Genomic DNA, 17610 nt, shown 5'->3' on the forward strand with positions numbered 1-17610 from the left:
GTTATCTTCGAGCTTTATACTATTGTGATATATATCAGAGACAACAGTGAGACCTTGGGAATCATTTATATGTAATTGTTTACTACTTAAATGGAATTCGCCGTTGGTGTTTGGATTATGACTTAAAATAGGTGCATCAAAGCCATTTGTGCTCCCTTCCCTCCACGTAATTGTAATGGTTTGTTTTGGAGATTGGGTGGATAAGTTATTAGTAAGAGTATACGTCTCACCTTTGGTAACGTATTGAGGGACTTCCTCAACGATGTAACCTGGGTTACTAACATAGACTAATTGAGCTGTGTTAGAAGAGGAGTCTGCTTGATGGTATATCACACTAAAAAGGGTATCGTTAACCATTAAGTAGTTTGCGCATCGGAGTTGAAACCCCTCTACATATACATTATGGCATTCTATCGCTTTTGCTGATTGAGTAAAAAAAAGCACGCACAGAGCAGCCAGTAAAGTCGGTATAGTGGTATTAACTTTATTTTTTGTCTTCGCATGGGTAAATGCGTAAGGTCGAGCAAATAGAGCAGCTAACCACTCCCATCGTTTTATAGTCATAATAGTCCTTTCTATCACTTCAATGCGTACTGGGTGATTAAATCAGTACTCCATGGTGTTAAATCAAAACTTGTTAGTGCAGGGTACGTAATCTAGTACACTGTTTTTATTATTATTTGTATGAAAGAAGACATAATGGCTCATGTTGAATAAGTCAGTGTGCCTAAAATACTTTTTCACAGTAGGGGGGTAACCACGCAAATGAGTCATTGGCTTGCTGTAATGTTTAAAAAGGCCGACTCTGCGAGTAAGTCTTTTACTTCATTACTTGATAGGGGATTCGTTCTGAGCTTTTGCAGTTCGGCATAGCTGCCGTTAAACTGATAGGCTGCTAACGTAAAACTCAATGATGGGTTGATGGGTTGAGCTTTGTCTTCATTGAGGTAATTGCCGAATAACAACTCGGCAATGGTGCCTTTTGTATCACCTCTTATTGCCCAGCTAACATGACCGTTAAATTGATCCTGCCATTTCATAGTAAAAGTAACTTCGTTTATCCTTTGATCAACACTACCAAAGTCATAATTATCGACCATTGAATCCCCTGAGTCAGCAAACGCTGCGGCAAGCTGAGCTGAGATTTGGATATGCTCTGCAGCATTGGAGGTACCCGTGTCGTCAATCGTATTGGTGGCAAACAATTCAATAGTGATTGAAACTTCATCTTCGTTCATGGTTTGAGTGAGGTAAGAGGTGATGTAACTTTGTTCAACAATGTTAGGGAAAATATAGAGTGGGGTATCAGAAAATCGTGCATATCTAGATTGCTCTCGCGTAACAAGATTGGCAGGGTTGGTTGATATTAAAACGTATTCGTTGGCTTGTGTGTGTTGTGTCGTATTGACTACAACGCCTGTTGAGGTGAAGTCAGCATCGCTTAGTACAATGTGATTACCGTCAGTGAGTGAAAACACCCCGCCACGTACATCACCTGTATTAGCATTTTTAATAAATAGGAGTTTCTCTTGTAGTGAGTTTGCACAAAGTGTTAATTCCGCTGGACTATTTGCTAAAATGATATTGTCAGAAAATCCAGTTAATGTGTAGTCTGAATTGGTTACGGCTAATTCACTAACATCAAAATTCACAGCGTCACAGTCACAGCTTTGATACCCTTTAAAGGTCACTGTGCCCAATGCTAAGTCACTCGCGATATCGTCCACATTATTGATGGTGATGATTTCAGTTTGCTTTTCATTATTGCTATCAGTTTGCGTTGCAATGATAGAAATATAATGGGTATCAGCAGGTCTACTATATTGAAACAGACCGTCTGGTTTTATCACTGGTGTTTCAATGGCTTGACCTTGCTCGTTATGAAAAACTAAGCTACTTGCAATAGGCGCAACGCCACAGTCATTTTCAATTACTGTATTAAAACTGATGCCGTATTTAGAAACAGGGGTTGGTGGTGGGGTCGCGTTTACAGGTATTGTTGTATTAGTAGACGAGTTAGTAACATTGATATTACTCTTTGACGAGCCGCCACAAGCAGTTAATAAACAGGCAGTACTTACCGCACACACGAGTGTGAGTCGTTTCATCTCATATCCTTTGAAAAATTAAATTCCATAATAACGGTACGGATTGTACCGCAAATGTTTTGCTTAATTCAATAGTATAAATTTTTGTTTTATATGAATTAATAGAAACTGATTAAGGCAGTATATGAGGAATAAAAATGAAAAAGTTCATAAATGTGTTTATTTATTTCACTAAACACTCGTGACTTATCAAGAGGTCACGCGCAAACTTCATTCGCCTGTTTTAGTCCATAGTTATTCCACATTTACATTTTATGATAGGGAAAAATCATCAGAGTAACAGGCTATGACACAGCATACATTCGACATATTAACAGGCGATGAGATTACGAATGCAATTGATGAAATTGCGCGGCTCAGGATCGACATTTTTGCTGAATATCCATACTTATATGGCGGATGTGTAAGTTATGAAGTTGAGTACCTTCGTAAATTTGCGAATACCAAGCAAAGTTTTATGGTGGTAATGAAAGACCAAGGAAAAATTGTTGGAGGATTAACAGGATTACCTTTGGCCCATGAACAACCGGCTGTGCGACGTCCGTTTGTTAATAGCATGTACCCATTGGCCTCGACATTCTATTTTAGCGAGGTTTTAATGTATCCACGTTATCGTGGCAATGGTTATGCAACGACAATGTTTAAATTGGCAGAGCAGTTTGTTAGCCAATTGTGTTCTTACAATTATATTGCGCTAGCGACTGTTATACGTGAAGCAAATCATTTGAAAAGACCTCATTCATATCAGCCATTAGACGGCATGTGGCAGCACTTTGGTTATAAACCACTGGCAAATCATATTTGTATTATGGATTGGCGAGAGCATGGTGATGAACAAGAAACTGCCAAGCCATTGATGTTTTGGATTAAATCTATGACTAGTATGGGGAGTAGTAAAGGTTTATTTCCTGCTGCTACACTGCTAATGAGTGTGGTAGGTTAATCGTCAAATGACATTTTAAGTATTAATTTGAGACTAAATTAATAACTATTGAATAGTAATTATCACAATCTCGGTCTTTTGGTTATTAATTAGATGCCGAGGTCGATGATGACGAACAATCAAACCAGTAATATAGTGCGTATTACATTATTAATTAGCTTTACCCTATTGGGGTTTTCATTCTTTTTGGGTAGCAATGCGAATGCCATTACACATACATTTAACTTTTATTTGTTGACTGAGTGGGTTGATACGCCATTATTAAGCATTTTGACCGGAATTGTGTTTCTAGTCAGTGCACTGTTAGTTATTTTTGCTGCGAGAGAGCCCGCTTTACGCAGTGTATTGCTTACCATTGTTGCCATTCTTGCGTTAGTCCCTTTATTTACACTATTTAGCGAAACACGCTGGATAGCGAGCCTTGGTGGCTTTCCCATTATTGGTTCTGGCCAGGGAATAATAAAATATGCGGCGTTGCTCCCGCTTGCTGTGTACCTATGCAAATATGATGCAATGAGCCTTCGTCAACATGCATTGTTGAATTTTTTACCTGTCGCGTTAGTTTTGTACTGGATAGGAGCGATGAAGTTTTTTGAATTTGAAGCAAATGGCATTGTTTCATTGGTTGAAACATCACCCTTTATGTCTTGGTTATATGCCATATTTACTGTGCAAGGTGCGTCAAATGCAATAGGGGCTTATGATGTGTTGTTTGCCACTGTTTTGGGTTTTGCGATCTGGATGAAAGCCCCTCGAGTTGCATTTATAGCGGTGGTTGGCGCTGGTGCGGTGTTTGTTATGACGCAAACCTTCTTATTAACGGCAGAAGGTGCGTTCAGTTCTGCAACACTTTTAAGCGGTTTAGGGCAATTTGTGATTAAGGATTTATGGTTTATTGGTAACCTTGCTGTTATCACACAATACAGTATCAGCTTGGATAAATCGATATTTGTGCCACAGCAAGTTGAGGCGTAACAATGAAGACAAACTTAATATTGATAGTATTGATCGGTTTAAATTTTTTTACCGGAGCAGTATTTGCAAAGAGTGATCCGATAGCGATTGGCGGCGTTAATCATGTAGGGTTAACGGTATCTGACCTTGAGCTGTCTAAAGCGTTTTTTGTCGACCAGTTAGGTTTTAAGGTCAATGGACATGACACAACTTACCCCGCTTATTTTTTATCTAATGAGCATGTTATGGTTACACTTTGGCAGGTAGTAGCACCTTTATCAATGCAACCGTTTAACCGCAAAAATAATGTAGGGCTACATCATCTAGCATTTAATGTAGGCTCAGTTGCCCAATTAAATGCGTTACATGAACGTTTTAAAACATTAAAAAATATGAAAATAGAATTTGCGCCAGAGCTTTTAGGTAAAGGGCCAACCCAACATATGATGATCCGTGAACCCAGTGGAAATAGGCTTGAGTTTATTGTTCGTAGTGGCAAATAACGCTTTATTAGCGCTGCGACATATGCACGGTTATCTTTATTATTGAATATGCATAATGGTTACTACATACTGGTAAGCATTATGCTTGTTTCACTATTTAATACTCCTTCCAACTCCCGTACTTGCCGCAGTATTCTATCGAATTCTGTTAGGTTGGGTGTATTCATTTCAGCAATCAGATCCCAAGCCCCGTTCGTTGTATGTATTTTAACAAGTGCGGGGATCCCTTTAAGTTGCTGAACAACCTGGCTCGTAGACTTGCCTACGACTTCTATCATCATAATGGCTTTAATTGAATCTGTTTCAAGTTGTTCATGCATGCGAATCGTAAAGCCTAAAATCGCACCACTGCCAATTAGTCTATCTAAGCGGTTTTGTATAGTGCCCCTCGACACTTTTAGCTGGCTTGCCAGCTCAGATATGCTTGCTCTGCCATTATTTCTTAAGGCAATGATCAATTGTTTATCAAGAGAGTCGTAAATATATGGCGTCATGATTCGTCGCTATATTTTATGTGAGTAGGTGATCAAATTAGCACTTTTTGTATTTATATCTAGCAATTTGTATAAAAATATTATTATTTGTGCATTTTATTGCCATTTCTTATAGCAATTGATCACGCTAAGATAATCACTCTAGCGTGACGAAGAGTCACTGCATTGTCTGAAAGTGTGATAATGCAGCTTAAGTTTCAAAGAGTTAATAATGGTGTTCTGCATCAGTATACGAAATTTAACGATTTGGTCGGAACAGGAGTTTTAATATGAATAAAGTACATGCACCGAATGCAGTAGTGATGATGAGACCTCATCATTTTACGTCAAATCCTCAAACCATGATGGATAATACTTTCCAAATATGTACAAAGGGTCGTGATGTGGCTAAACAAGCCTATCTTGAGGTTACACGTGTTGCTGAACAGTTAATGGCTGCGGGCGTGATGGTACATTTGTTTGAAGACGAATCGGATAAAACACCAGACTCAGTGTTCCCTAATAATTGGTTTTCGACCCATAGTAATGGTTCAGTGGTTGTGTATCCTATGTATGCAGAAAACCGCCGCTTAGAGATCCGTCAAGATGTTTTAGATTACCTCTCAGAACACTATGAAGTAAAGCAAACGATTGACTATAGTAACAGAGTCAACCGAGAGGTGTTTTTAGAAGGCACGGGTTCGATGGTACTAGATCATAATAATAGTGCTGCTTATGTGGTTGAATCAAAAAGAAGTAACCGAGAACTCGTTGAACAGGTATGTACGGAGTTAGCGGTTGAGCCTGTCATTTTTAATGCATATGACGTAAATAAAGTACCCGTTTATCATACTAATGTGGTGATGTGTGTTGCGGATCAGTTCGTGATGGTTGGACTAGACATGGTACCAAAGCACCAGCAACCAAGGCTACTCGCGCATTTTCGTAATAATAACTTAACAGTGATTAAATTAAGTAATACGCAAGTCAATCAGTTCTGTGGAAACGCCATAGAGCTACAAGGGCGAAACAATAAGGTATTAGCATTATCACAAACGGCATTTTCAGCATTGAGCTTAGAACAAATCGAAGTACTTGAAGAGTTTGTGGAATTATTACCAATTGATATCTCAACGGTAGAATCTGCAGGTGGCTCTGTTAGGTGTATGGTTGCTGGTGTGCATTTACCAAGTAAGAAATTTAATTAGGGTGGATGTAAAATTTTGTTAGCCGCTCTCTCATTGTTAAGTGTTGCATGTATATTTCAATTTGACCTGAGTATGAGCGCATGTGATATAACAATAATAAGGTGAAGATAGAACTTTAATTCAGAAATGCAGAACCTTGGGATAACTATTATAACACGTATGAAATAGCGTTAACAAAGAGGGCATTATGTTTGAACAATTTGTAGGTACAGTGAATGGTGTTTTGTGGGGACACGGTCAAGTATTGATTTATGTCTTACTCTTTGCCGGTGTCTGGTTTTCATACAAGCTAAACGTGATACAAATTCGCCAGTTTCGTCATATGTTTTCTTTGCTACGAGGCAGTAATAAGGCTGAAAAAGAAGGTATAAGTTCATTTCAAGCGCTTTGTACAGGGCTTTCAGCTCGGGTTGGCACTGGTAATTTAGCTGGGGTTGCCGTTGCAATATCATTGGGTGGCAGTGGTGCCATTTTTTGGATGTGGGTGATTGCGATATTGGGTATGGCCACCGGGTTTGCGGAAAGCGTACTCGGGCAAGTGTATAAGGTCAGAGATAGTCAAGGTGAGTTTAGAGGGGGACCTGCTTATTATATTCAACTGGGATTGAACAAGCGCTGGTTAGCCGTGAGCTTTGCTGTGTGTTTATTTTTAGGTTATGGCTTTAGTTTTAGTGCGATGCAGACGAATACAATTACGGATGCGCTGCGTTTCGCATTTGATATACCCGAACTATATTCAGGTATAGTGATCACCATACTGGCTGGATCTATTATTCTAGGCGGGCTGAAAGCAATCGCAAGGTTTGCCGAGCGAGTAGTACCAATTATGGGCATTCTATTCGTTTCTATGGCTGTGATTATTACCGCGGTGAATATCAGCGACGTGCCTGCGATGCTCAAAGAGATAATACTCTCGGCGTTCGGCTTACAAGAGGCTGGTGCAGGCGCAATGGGCGCTGCGATAAAAAATGGCATACAGAGAGGGTTATATTCAAACGAAGCCGGAGCAGGCAGTGTTCCCCATGCATCTGGTAGCGCTAGTCCAGTGCCGAATCACCCTGTAACCCAAGGCTATATTCAAATGTTAGGGGTTTTTTTAGATACTATTGTGTTGTGTAGTTGTACAGCGGTGATCATTTTATTGGCCGATATTAACATCAGTGGAGAAATGGAAGGGATCCGTTTGACACAAAGCGCCATGACCGCACACCTTGCTACAGGTGGTGTGTATTTTGTTGCCGCAGCCATTACATTATTTGCATTTACGTCTGTTGTGGCTAATTTTGCTTATGCAGAAAGTAACTTACACCTGTTTAAGTTAGATAATAGACTGGGTCGTGGGCTGTATACATCGTTGTATTTATTAATGATGCTCTGGGGCGCAACCGCAACGTTAAAAGAAGTGTGGAGCTTAGCTGATATGGCTTTGGGCTTAATGACGTTAGTGAATATTTTTGCCATTGTTCAATTGACCCCAACCGTGATTGCGGTCAATAAGGATTATCATAAACAGCGAGCGCAAGGAAAAGAGCCCAAATTCAGTGACGCTGAGGTTAACGTGCAAGGAAAGTGTGAACTAGGAGTTTGGTCAAAAGAGTAAGAGGGAGTGTGGATATCGAATCTGAAACAAGACGGGTTATAGATTTTAGTTTGGAAGTTTAATGAGCATATATACAGCATGCTTTTACTTTTACCGAGCACGCTTGTGAAATAGTCGCATATTTTATGTCATTGCTCTTCAAGTTATGTTATCAAATAGTTACTCTTCGAGCGTTTCAGTTGATTATTGATGAAAAAAACAAAAAGAACTAAACAGACTATTAAGCACTTACTCACCGTCAGTGTATTAATTGTGTCAAGTTGTGTTAATGCGAACGTTGACACCATTATTTATGCTGGGCAAGCGCTTATTGACCCATTAGAGCCTTCACGTTCGAAGCAAACTCTGGTGATCGACAGTGGTAAAGTTGCTGCTGTATACGATGGTTACCGTACGCCCCAGTCACTCAATGCGCCAAATGCAAAAGTATATGACTTAAAAGACAAATATGTCATGCCTGGACTAATAGATATGCATGTACATCTGGCTTTTGAACGCAACCCCGCAGCAAACCCACACCAGTGGGTCACTGAATATGCGACCGATCAAGCACTTCGTGCTATTCCTAACTTGTCGAATACACTGGAAGCGGGTTTTACATCGGTACGGGATTTAGGTGGGCCGCATAAAGTGATATTCGCATTAAAACGTGCGGTAGATAATCACCGAATAATTGGTCCAAGAATTTTTGCTGCTGGGGATTTTATATCAGCTACGGGTGGTCATGGTGATTTACATGGCTACCGCCATGACATCAACCAACTGGTGACTGGCGGATTAGGTATATGTAATGGTGCGGACGATTGTCGTCGGGCGGTGCGTTCGGTTGTAAAAAGTGGTGCTGATGTTATTAAAGTTACAGCGACGGGGGGAGTCTTAAGTAATACAGCAGCAGGTGTTAAACAGCAATTAACAGATGATGAACTTGCTGCGATTGTGACAACGGCACATAGTTTAGGCCGCAAAGTAACAGCACATGCGCATGGCACCGAGGGGATCAATGCCGCAATTAAGGCAGGCGTTAACTCCATTGAACATGGCTCTTATCTCAACAAAGCGTCAATTGAGTTGTTTAAACAACATGGTACCTATTTAGTGCCTACTTTATTGGCTGGAGCGACCGTGACCGAAGAAGCCAAAAGTAATCCGAAAATGCCAGCAGCCATTGTTGATAAAGTAAAACAAGTAGCACCTGTGATGAAAGAAGCTTTTCAGAAAGCTTTAAAACACAAAATTAATATTGCCTTTGGTACAGATTCGGGTGTATCACGTCACGGAACTAATGCGAAAGAAGCGGAGCTCATGGTTGCATATGGTATGTCTGAAAAGCAAGTGTTGGTGAGTGCAACCGTGTCGGCTGCAAAGTTATTGGGTCAAGAGCATAATTTAGGTCGCTTAAATACGGGAATGAATGCAGATATTATTGCATTGAATAAAACCCCCGAGCACGATATTCGGGCATTACAGCAAGTGCCATTTGTTATGAAGGCGGGTATTGTATATAAAGAATAGTGCCTGATTAAAGCGATTGTTGCTGTATAGCAAAAGTGCTTTGCGCTTAACCTATATTATCGATACTGTTTTTTCGTCTACACTTGCTAGCAAGCCGCTATTTAAATGATTAACGAGAACAAACAATGAAAAAAGTAATGATATTTGTCACGAACCACGCAACACTTGGCAGTACAGCACAAGCTAATGGGACATACGCACCAGAGTTAACTCATGTTGTGAGCGCGCTATTGGCTGCAGGTATTGAATATGACATAGCCTCAATTAAGGGCGGGAGTGCGCCTCTGTATGGTGTCGAACCAGATGGTGACGAAGTAAACCAGCAGATTTTAAATAATAACCAGTTTAATAGCAAAGTCGACAATACATTGACGGCAAGTGAAATTGATATCAACGCATACGATGCTATTTTCTACCCAGGTGGGTTTGGGTTATTAAGTGATTTATTTGAAGATAAAACGGTTGCTGCAATAAGTGCCCAACATTATGAAAGTGGCGGAATAATAGCCTCGGTTTGTCATGGGCCAGCTGGCTTATTACCTATTACTTTGAGCAATGGAGAGTCATTGCTTTCGTCAGTGTCTGTGACAGGGTTTACGCGCGAAGAAGAAGTGGATTTTGGCACAATTGATGATATTCCATTTTTACTCGAGGATGCGCTAGCACGTAATGCGGTGCAGTATAGTAAAAAGCAGCCGTGGCAGTCATTTGTTGTTGAAGATAAGCGGGTTATAACGGGGCAAAACCCAGCGAGTGCGCATGCAGTGGGTGAAGTGCTCGTGAAGTATTTATCGTAAGCTGCTTGTTATTATGAGCCAGAATAGCCGTACTCTGGCTCTTGTTTCTGCTTTTGCATTCGACTGAACAGTTAGTCGCTATTTCGTTCATTGGGTAAATCACTGCTATATTCGACGAACTCTATTTCAAAACCATCAGGGTCGATAAAGTAGGCATTTTTTCTGTAAGGGTGAGTATTGCTGCCTGAGTCGACATTAAACCCAGCAGCATTCATCCGTGTTACCAAGTGATCTAAGTTATTTACGACATAGGCAAAATGAGCTAACCCCACTTGATATCCGCTTAAGTCTCGTCCTTTAGTGGCGCCATGGTCGCTGAGTGCAATGTAATTGTTATCGTCACCCAAATGTAGCCAGTTTCTGGGTTGACCGTTCCAGTCACCAGACCCAGAACATCTGACTCTCCAATGTGGAAAGGCGGCTTGGTAAAACGCCAAAGCAGGAGCTAAATCACTGACAACTAAATTAATATGTTCTAAATGCATGGGTTGTCCTTACTTATTTTTCATTGTTGAAACAATGAGGTGTTGTAGCTTTTGCATAAAGCTCGATGTATTGTCGTTTAGTCGCTCGATGTTATTCATTGATTTTTCCTTGGGTTGATTTAATGCTTAGGGTTACTTTAATACCTCAAGTTAACTTAAGGTAAAGTACTAATTTTGTGTGTAGACGGTGAAAAGTGAAATAAGGTAGGGATATGCTGATTTTTGTGGGTCTAGTACTAATAGTTGCTTGGTGTATTGCAATGATAGATACAGTCGGTGCTTTGTTTGGTCAGTGGAGTGTGGTTGGTGATGGTCGACACTTAGTATTTGGCTTTGAAATAACGACGTTAATGTTATTACTGTTTGTAAGTGTGATGATAAGGCGTTGGGTTTATTTGCAGTCGGATAGTAAAAAACTGCGTAAAATTGCAAACTTTAGCTTAGCCTCGTTGAGTTTATGTATGGTAGGAGATGTGATTAACTTTAACCTTCGAGAGCAATTTTATCGTCATGGTGAAATCATTAAGCACGATTACCTTGCTGATTCTGTTTGGTTTTTTGCACCTGGGTACGTATTGTTAATAATGGCAGTTTTTTCCGCGATAAATCATTTCGAAGCATTAAGTAGAAAAAAAGCTCAAGAAAGTGCAATCGATAGTCATTCTAATTTATATCACATAGGCCATCAGTTTAAATTGTATATATTGGCTATTGTTGCAATCGTGGTAGGTGGAAGCGCTTTTATGTCTATGTATTTACCCGAAACAGGTTTATATATTTCGGTGCTAACTGCTTTACATTCGATTGTTATTACAGCTGTGGCGGTCAGTGCAATGATGATGATTTATTCAGTCGGTGTAAAAAACATGTCGACTGGTTTATGGTGTGTGGTGTGTGGCTTATTGCTCGCGGCATTAGCAGATGCAATTATCGGTCAATATTGGATTTATGGTGCACAGGGAGAGGGCTTTTTTCCACAAGTTAGATATATCAATTGGGCAATTTACATTACCTCGCAGTGTTTAGTCATATTACTTCCCTATTATGTAGTTCAGCATACAAAAAAAGCGATAAATACGGTGTGAAATTTCAGCTGAAAGCGGGAAAAGAATGGCTGGTATGAAGCTAGTAACTTGTAATTCGTTGATGTTAAACATACATTGAACAATGAAAACACGGACTCGGGTGCGGGCAGTACATCATTGAGGAAGGCCGCAATCGTTGAGGGTATTGTGGCTTTTAGAAAGGCTGAGTGTGTAACTGCGGAGTGAATTTTTGATATTTAAGTGCGGCTTAATAAACCGGTTACGCAGAGTGAACAAACGCTAGCAAAGCCAAAAAAGTTAGCCGAAGCATTAGTTAGCACAGTGGATATTGTTTTGGGTTACTGGTTGGAAACAGCTGTTGTCAGAGCTGAATTCGGTGACCGATATTCACGTATAAAACGCGATATGGATGATATATCAAAGGGAGTGATATCAGCGGGCATTCGAAAAAGGCTCTTTTGCACCAATAGCCTGTTAAAACCCATAAGAAAAGTATAACGAATTATTAGATATTAATAGATTGAGTTTTTTGAGAACTCGTTTGGAAAAATACGGGGAATGATTGTGAATATAGATTTTCGCTCAGATACAGTGACAAGACCATGTAAAGCAATGAAAAAAGCCATGTTTGACGCAGAGCTGGGGGATGATGTTTATGGAGATGACCCTACTGTTAATGCGTTAGAGGCATACGCCGCTAAACGTCACGGCTTTGAGGCTGCATTGTTTTCTAGCTCTGGTACACAAGCTAACCTTTTGGCACTGATGGCTCATTGTGAGCGAGGTGATGAGTATTTATGTGGGCAAAATGCGCACAATTACAAATATGAGGCCGGTGGTGCCGCTGTATTAGGCTCTATTCAGCCGCAACCGATTGAAAATGAAGCGGATGGCAGCCTATGTTTTAATAAGCTATCCAGCGCGATTAAGGCTGACGATTTTCATTTTGCACGAACAAAGGTGTTGAGTTTGGAAAATACCATTGGCGGTAAAGTTTTAAGCCTTGATTATTTGAAACAAGCACAAGAGTTTTGTCAACAAAACCAGCTCATCCTACATTTAGATGGGGCGCGAGTGTACAATGCAGCGACTGCTTTAAAAGTTGATATTAAAGAAATTAGTCAGCATTTTGATTCAATGACCGTGTGTTTATCAAAAGGACTAGGTGCACCAATAGGGTCCGTGTTATTGGGTAATAAAACATTTATTGCTAAAGCTCGACGAATTAGAAAGATGCTTGGGGGCGGTATGCGCCAGGCTGGTATCTTGGCGGCTGCGGGTCAGTTTGCATTGATGAATAACGTTGAGCGGTTGATTGAAGATCACGACAATGCAGGGTATTTGGCACGTGAAATTAATGGTATTTCGGGTTTAAGCACTGAAGCTTATAAAGTAGAAACAAATATTGTTTATGTTGATGTTGCAGCGCATGTTGACATGAATTTTGTAACGCAGTCGCTCGCTGACCAAGGGATTTTGATAACTTCAGCATACATAGGCATGCGACTTGTTACGCATAAGGACATTACACGAGAAGATATTGATACATTGATAACATATCTTAAAAAATATCTAACTTGATTTAGACATAATACGCAGGGTTGTGTTAATTCGATATGAGTTGTGATAGCCGCACGAGTTGGGAGCAAATCCCCAAAGCGTGCGACTCAGTTGTATTTTCCGTCGTTAGACGGCACACCGACTGCCGCATACATAGAGGTCGAAGACTTACATCATTGAAATATTATTGGTGTTTGTTCACCTGCCAATCATTGTGTGTTAAATATGTTTTCCCTGCTGAAATAGCGCCTGTCTCTAAGGTAGTCGCCATGGTATCATTCCAGCGGTTTAAATAACCAAAGAGTGAAATAACACCTAAAATTTCAACAATTTCGCCTTCATCCCAGTACTTTTTCAATTCAGCTTCAATAATATTATCAACAGCATTAGGCACACTGGATGCGGCGAGTGCGAATTCAAAAGCGGCTTTCTCTGCACTTGTATACAGCTCACTTTCTCGGAATTGCCAAATATTATTTAGTCGCTCTTCTGAACCACCGTAGCGCTTTGCGGCTAATATTGTGTGTGCCTCACAGTATCTACAACCTGTATTGGCACTGGTGATATAACCAATAAGTCGTTTTTGTTCAGCAGTGACTCTGCCGCCGTTTTCCATTACGGCCATATTCAAGGTGATAAATGCTTTTGCAATAGCGGGGCGAATTTGCATGGTTAAAACACTGTTTGGGCAAAACCCTAGCGTTTCATTAAAAAACTTAGCTAACTCACGCACTTCTTGGTTTTCATCTTGTGAAAGGGGGGTAACTAACGCCATAATAAGATCCTGTTTTGTTTTTATGTTGCATATGCAACATAAATAGTAAGGTGTCTTGGTGATTTTGTCTAGCAAAGTTACAGTGTGAGTAATTTTGGTGTAAAAGGGTTTTAAATGAGCAATAAAATGCGAAAAGCGGCATTTACATTAAATGCAGGTATTACAAAGCCATATGATTTATATAATCACTTACCGTATCGAGTTGCAGTGGCAAGTAATTTGTTGGCCATTGATAGAGATGCTGCTATTAAACAGTTTACTGAATTAGAAACGCGAGAGATAAGAGTACTTTTGAATATTGGCTCTTATGGACCGATTAATGCTGCAGATATTGCCTATCAATCTAGGTTAGATCCTTACTCGGTTAATCGAGCAATTAATTGCTTATTAAAATTACACTATTTAGATGAAGAGAAAAAAACGGAAAATCAACGATCTAAATTGGTTAAATTAAGTGACTTAGGCACTGATGTTTATAAAAAAATCACTTGTTACCTTGAACAAAGAACAACCCGTTTAACTGCCAATTTAACCAGCGAAGAGCAAATGACGCTATTACTGCTATTAGAAAAACTGGAGCTGCAAGCAGAACAAGTTTTGGCTGACACTGCAAAAGACATCGAAGCACAAGGAAAAACCATTACCAGAGATCAAAAAGAGGTGATCCGTTGGCACAAAAGAACCACCTCATGATGTGTAGTGATTAAAGGGTATCAACCCGATCTATTAGTACGTTTCTTCGTTGTATATAGCATTGACCTGACTTTATAACTAATTGGTCTTCATAACGGCCGTTAAAGACCTTCATAGGCTGAGTGCGGTCTTCAAGGCTAGTGAGATATAAAATAAAATGAGACTGAGCAGTGAGACTATTTTTTGAACTAGGTGTGATATTCATACTGGTGATCATATGAATACTTTTCTTTGTGATAAGGGCGCTTCTGACACGGTTAGCAATGGCGTCACTTCCTTGTAATGAGATATTTAATTTTGGTACCGCAAAGGTCGCATCCTCTGTGAACAGTGCTTGATAATCACGCACTGGGCCTTTATCTCTGTGCTGGGGGTACTTCATGAGTACGTCTTCACAGAGTGTGACACTTATGTCTTTTTGACTAATTTGGCATCCACCCAGCACTATGGCTAAGGAACATATGAATAAAGTTCTAAGCATGACTTTCCTTACAGTTAAATATGGAATATCAACGAATTATATCGCCAATACAGATCAGAATATCGTAAAAGAATAGATGAAATGTGAAATATCATCATATTTTAAAATGGAATAAGGCTATCGTTTCTAAGTCGATGAGAAAGGGAGTATCATATTTTAGATTGCTGGCAGGACATATGGTTAAGTCTACGGTATATTACTAATCTATCTAATTTATAATAAAAAGAGTAAAGGAATATGAAAAAGCTTATTCTTACCAGCTTTATATCGTCAAGTATCGTATTAGCGCTTACGGGCTGTGAGAGTTCTACCGTTTCTCACACTGTATCAAAAGCAAATGATAGCGTGACTGCGGTTGCACCTCCTATTGCGAAAAAAATAGCACATGAGACTAAAATTCATGGCTATGTGATGCAAGATAATTACCATTGGTTACGAGATGATTCTCGCAGTGATCCAAAAGTACTTGCTCATTTAGAGCGTGAGAATACTTATAGTGATTCAATCTTAAATTCGACACAAGCGCTACAAAATACACTATTCAATGAAATAAAAAGCCGCATGGTTAAGGATAAGCGTTCAGTACCGGTGAAAGACGGTAAATTCTTCTATTTTACAGAAACACTCGGTGAGCAAGAGTACCCGTCACTCTATAGAAGTGACAACGTGTCGGGAAAGGATGCGAAGTTACTGTTTGATATGAACATACATGCGCAAGGTCACAATTATTATAATATAGCGGACTTTTCAATCAGCACAAATGGTGACCTATTGGCCTATTCAGAAGATACGTTAAGCCGGCGTATCTATACGATTCGGGTAAAAAACTTGGTGACTGGTAATACACTTAGCGACGAACTTACCGGTGTCCAGGGTGGGGTTGTGTGGGGCAATGATGATAAAACGCTCTACTATGTGAAAAAAGATCCCGTTTCGTTACTTGGTACTCAGGTATTCAGGCATACACTCGGTACACCGCAAAGCGCAGATGAGTTGGTATATAATGAAAAAGACAATACTTATTATACGTATATAAGTAAAAGTAAAGGTGGGGAGTATGTATACATTCACCATTCAAGCACTGAATCTAAAGGTGTATCAATTATTGATACGAATAATGCCAAAGCACAGCCTCAGCGCTTCATTGAGAGAGAGAAAGGGCTTGAGTATAGTATTGCAAAATTAAAAGACTGGTTTTATATTTCGACGAACTTAAATGCAGTCAATTTTAAGTTGATGAAGGTACATGAGAGTCAGTATTCAAATAAAGCGAATTGGCAAACTGTTATTCAACATGATAGCAAAGAAAAATTTGAAGACTTTGCGCTTTTCGATTCCCACTTAGTATATAAAACCCGAAAAATGGGCCAAGCCTATATTACTATTCGGGATTTGGCGTCAGGCAAAGAACATCCGTTAGAATTTAATGATCCTGCCTATTTAGTTAATTTAACGGGTAACAAAGAACTGGGTAACGGTGCTGTGCGGATCAGTTACTCTAGTATGACTACCCCCAAAACGACGTTTGAAATAGACCTGAATACTTATACGAAAGCGATACTCAAAGAAGCAAAAATTTTAGGTGACTTTAATGCCGATAATTATGCATCGGAGCGAATATTTGTTACCGCTCGCGATGGTAAAAAAGTACCTGTTTCTCTGGTGTATAGGAAAGAGTTGTTTAAAAAAGATGGTACCAATCCGATATTACAGTACGCTTATGGATCATATGGCTATACGCGTGACGCAAGTTTTTCTAACTCTAAACTGAGTTTGCTCGACCGTGGTTTTGTCTATGCCATTGCCCATATCAGAGGGTCGCAAATGCTCGGTAGACAGTGGTATGAGGATGGCAAAAAGTTAAATAAAAAGAATACCTTTAACGATTTTATTGATGTAACTCGTGCGTTAGTTAAGCAAGGTTATGCAGATAAAGATAGAGTATATGCCCAAGGTGGAAGCGCTGGAGGGTTACTCATGGGGGTGGTGGTCAACCAAGCACCAGAACTTTATCATGGGGTACATGCTGCGGTACCGTTTGTAGATGTCATTAATACAATGTTAGACGAAACCTTACCGCTAACGACGAATGAGTATGATGAATGGGGGAATCCAAATGAGAAAGTATACTTTGATTATATGCGGAGTTATTCTCCATATGATCAAGTGAAAACTCAAGACTATCCAAATATGCTCGTTACTACGGGTCTACACGACTCACAGGTACAATACTTCGAGCCGGCTAAATGGGTTGCGAAATTACGAGAGAAGAAAACAGATAGCAATAAATTACTGTTTAAAGTTGATATGCAAGCAGGCCATGGTGGGGCGTCAGGTCGTTATAAAAGCATTAAGGACCGAGCATTGCATTATGCCTTCTTTGTAGAGTTGGCAAACGGTCGATTATAACGTGGATATGAAGAGCTTAGCGCTGTGTGCCTAAGCTCTTCATTAAATAATTCATACCAGCCG

The 17610-nt window shown here is 39.9% G+C and carries 18 protein-coding genes; 12 read left to right on the forward strand and 6 right to left on the reverse strand.

Annotated features, from left to right (window positions below):
- Both J8L97_RS08515 and J8L97_RS08520 read right to left on the reverse strand, forming a co-directional pair.
- Nucleotides 1-564: hypothetical protein (locus J8L97_RS08515; RefSeq protein ID WP_211048781.1), on the reverse strand; the 564-nt coding region annotated here is incomplete at its 3' end.
- A 206-nt stretch (nucleotides 565-770) separates the two neighbouring features.
- Nucleotides 771-2108, reverse strand: a complete 1338-nt coding sequence (locus J8L97_RS08520) for a hypothetical protein (protein ID WP_211048783.1) — start codon at nucleotides 2106-2108, stop codon at nucleotides 771-773.
- A 286-nt stretch (nucleotides 2109-2394) separates the two neighbouring features.
- Between J8L97_RS08520 and J8L97_RS08525 the strand changes: the two genes are divergently transcribed.
- The 3 genes from J8L97_RS08525 (at nucleotide 2395) to J8L97_RS08535 (ending at nucleotide 4508) form a co-directional block, all read left to right on the forward strand.
- The gene (locus J8L97_RS08525; protein ID WP_211048784.1) at nucleotides 2395-3051 is read left to right on the forward strand and encodes a GNAT family N-acetyltransferase; all 657 of its coding nucleotides are present in this window, start codon (nucleotides 2395-2397) and stop codon (nucleotides 3049-3051) included.
- 108 nt (nucleotides 3052-3159) lie between these two features.
- Nucleotides 3160-4026 carry a DUF417 family protein gene (locus J8L97_RS08530; protein WP_192510165.1) on the forward strand — a complete coding sequence of 289 codons (867 nt, stop codon included), beginning with the start codon at nucleotides 3160-3162 and terminating at the stop codon, nucleotides 4024-4026.
- 2 nt (nucleotides 4027-4028) lie between these two features.
- Nucleotides 4029-4508: a VOC family protein gene (locus J8L97_RS08535; RefSeq protein ID WP_210995206.1), complete on the forward strand. Its 480-nt coding sequence runs from the start codon at nucleotides 4029-4031 to the stop codon at nucleotides 4506-4508.
- Between the two features lie 62 nt (nucleotides 4509-4570).
- Here J8L97_RS08535 and J8L97_RS08540 read toward each other — a convergent pair whose 3' ends face one another.
- Nucleotides 4571-5002: an Lrp/AsnC family transcriptional regulator gene (locus tag J8L97_RS08540; RefSeq protein WP_192509761.1), complete on the reverse strand. Its 432-nt coding sequence runs from the start codon at nucleotides 5000-5002 to the stop codon at nucleotides 4571-4573.
- Nucleotides 5003-5271: 269 nt separating this feature from the next.
- Here J8L97_RS08540 and ctlX point away from each other — a divergent pair, with 269 nt between their 5' ends.
- The 4 genes from ctlX (at nucleotide 5272) to J8L97_RS08560 (ending at nucleotide 10098) form a co-directional block, all read left to right on the forward strand.
- Complete coding sequence (gene ctlX / locus J8L97_RS08545; protein ID WP_211048785.1) at nucleotides 5272-6189, forward strand: citrulline utilization hydrolase CtlX; 918 nt, start codon at nucleotides 5272-5274, stop codon at nucleotides 6187-6189.
- A 187-nt stretch (nucleotides 6190-6376) separates the two neighbouring features.
- Complete coding sequence (locus J8L97_RS08550) at nucleotides 6377-7789, forward strand: sodium:alanine symporter family protein (RefSeq protein WP_211048786.1); 1413 nt, start codon at nucleotides 6377-6379, stop codon at nucleotides 7787-7789.
- A 189-nt stretch (nucleotides 7790-7978) separates the two neighbouring features.
- Nucleotides 7979-9301 carry an amidohydrolase family protein gene (locus tag J8L97_RS08555; RefSeq protein ID WP_211048787.1) on the forward strand — a complete coding sequence of 441 codons (1323 nt, stop codon included), beginning with the start codon at nucleotides 7979-7981 and terminating at the stop codon, nucleotides 9299-9301.
- A gap of 125 nt (nucleotides 9302-9426) precedes the next feature.
- Nucleotides 9427-10098, forward strand: coding sequence for a type 1 glutamine amidotransferase domain-containing protein (locus tag J8L97_RS08560; RefSeq protein ID WP_210995210.1), 672 nt, complete (start codon nucleotides 9427-9429; stop codon nucleotides 10096-10098).
- Between the two features lie 71 nt (nucleotides 10099-10169).
- Here J8L97_RS08560 and J8L97_RS08565 read toward each other — a convergent pair whose 3' ends face one another.
- Nucleotides 10170-10583, reverse strand: coding sequence for a VOC family protein (locus J8L97_RS08565; protein ID WP_211048788.1), 414 nt, complete (start codon nucleotides 10581-10583; stop codon nucleotides 10170-10172).
- Nucleotides 10584-10795: 212 nt separating this feature from the next.
- On the opposite strand from J8L97_RS08565, the gene J8L97_RS08570 reads away from it, so the two are divergent.
- The 3 genes from J8L97_RS08570 (at nucleotide 10796) to ltaE (ending at nucleotide 13210) form a co-directional block, all read left to right on the forward strand.
- Nucleotides 10796-11668 carry a hypothetical protein gene (locus J8L97_RS08570; RefSeq protein ID WP_211048789.1) on the forward strand — a complete coding sequence of 291 codons (873 nt, stop codon included), beginning with the start codon at nucleotides 10796-10798 and terminating at the stop codon, nucleotides 11666-11668.
- Nucleotides 11669-11869: 201 nt separating this feature from the next.
- Complete coding sequence (locus J8L97_RS08575; RefSeq protein WP_211048790.1) at nucleotides 11870-12127, forward strand: hypothetical protein; 258 nt, start codon at nucleotides 11870-11872, stop codon at nucleotides 12125-12127.
- 114 nt (nucleotides 12128-12241) lie between these two features.
- Nucleotides 12242-13210, forward strand: coding sequence for a low-specificity L-threonine aldolase (gene ltaE / locus J8L97_RS08580; protein ID WP_247688592.1), 969 nt, complete (start codon nucleotides 12242-12244; stop codon nucleotides 13208-13210).
- A 163-nt stretch (nucleotides 13211-13373) separates the two neighbouring features.
- On the opposite strand, the gene J8L97_RS08585 is transcribed toward ltaE, so the two are convergent.
- Complete coding sequence (locus J8L97_RS08585; RefSeq protein ID WP_192509770.1) at nucleotides 13374-13964, reverse strand: carboxymuconolactone decarboxylase family protein; 591 nt, start codon at nucleotides 13962-13964, stop codon at nucleotides 13374-13376.
- 114 nt (nucleotides 13965-14078) lie between these two features.
- Between J8L97_RS08585 and J8L97_RS08590 the strand changes: the two genes are divergently transcribed.
- Nucleotides 14079-14657, forward strand: a complete 579-nt coding sequence (locus tag J8L97_RS08590; protein WP_192509771.1) for a MarR family transcriptional regulator — start codon at nucleotides 14079-14081, stop codon at nucleotides 14655-14657.
- 10 nt (nucleotides 14658-14667) lie between these two features.
- Here J8L97_RS08590 and J8L97_RS08595 read toward each other — a convergent pair whose 3' ends face one another.
- Entirely contained in the window at nucleotides 14668-15138 is a 471-nt protein-coding gene (locus J8L97_RS08595; protein ID WP_211048793.1) for a nuclear transport factor 2 family protein, read from the reverse strand.
- A 237-nt stretch (nucleotides 15139-15375) separates the two neighbouring features.
- Between J8L97_RS08595 and J8L97_RS08600 the strand changes: the two genes are divergently transcribed.
- The gene (locus tag J8L97_RS08600) at nucleotides 15376-17547 is read left to right on the forward strand and encodes a S9 family peptidase (protein ID WP_211048795.1); all 2172 of its coding nucleotides are present in this window, start codon (nucleotides 15376-15378) and stop codon (nucleotides 17545-17547) included.
- The last annotated feature ends 63 nt before the right edge of the window (nucleotides 17548-17610 follow it).

The organism is Pseudoalteromonas sp. MMG012 (genome assembly GCF_018100875.1).
Taxonomy (GTDB): Bacteria; Pseudomonadota; Gammaproteobacteria; order Enterobacterales; family Alteromonadaceae; genus Pseudoalteromonas; species Pseudoalteromonas aurantia.